At 66.8% G+C, this 693-nt stretch carries 1 protein-coding gene; it reads right to left on the bottom strand.

From position 1 onward, the window contains the following. Positions 1–129: 129 nt before the first annotated feature. On the bottom strand, positions 130–417 hold the full coding sequence (locus IFT73_RS18565) for a GIY-YIG nuclease family protein (protein WP_192168918.1): 288 nt from the start codon (positions 415–417) through the stop codon (positions 130–132). Between the last annotated feature and the right edge of the window lie 276 nt (positions 418–693).

The raw sequence follows: 693 nt of genomic DNA, 5'->3' as shown, positions 1-693 counted from the left end.
TCGCCAGGGAGGCCGCCTGCGGCCGACCGTGAGCGAAGCGAGGCGACGTGACGCGAGCCTGATTGGTTGGTTCGCCTCAGGCTTCGCCCTCACGGTCGCTGCGCTCCCTGGCGGACGGCGGCTCATCACTCACGCGGATCCGAAGAGGTGCGTGTCGCCGTCGACCCTCACCCCCGGGCCGTCTCGGACCAGCATGCGCTTCTTGCCATGCGTCCAGCCATGGATCTTCTTCTCGCGGTAGAAGGCCTCGTTGATCCGCTCGTACTCCTCGTAGTAGACGAGCCTCACCGGCAGACGTCTGCTCGTGTACGCAGCACCCTCTCCTGAACGGTGCTGGCGAAGTCTGGTCAGGAGGTCCCAGGTGCTGCCGGTGTAGTAGGTGTTGTCAGCGCAGAGCAGGACGTAGGTGAACGGCATCCGGCATGGTCGATCGCGCTGGTTCGGAGGGTCAACGAGATCGTCCACAGGCGGTTCGCGAGGCGAGGCGAGGCGACGTGACGCGAGCGTGATTGGTTGGTTCGCCTCGGGCTTCGCCCTCACGGTCGCTGCGCTCCCTGGTGAACGAAAGCATGCGGTCGCCAGGGAGGCCGCTTGCGGCCGACCGTGAGCGGAGCGAGGCGGCCTGACGCAAGCCTGATGGCTGTGGTTCGCCTCGGGCTTCGCCCTCACGGTCGCTTCGCTCCCTGGCGAACG

Source organism: Aeromicrobium sp. CFBP 8757, from assembly GCF_014841755.1.
Taxonomy (GTDB): domain Bacteria; phylum Actinomycetota; class Actinomycetes; order Propionibacteriales; family Nocardioidaceae; genus Aeromicrobium.
This window is presented reverse-complemented; position numbering and strand designations above follow the sequence as displayed.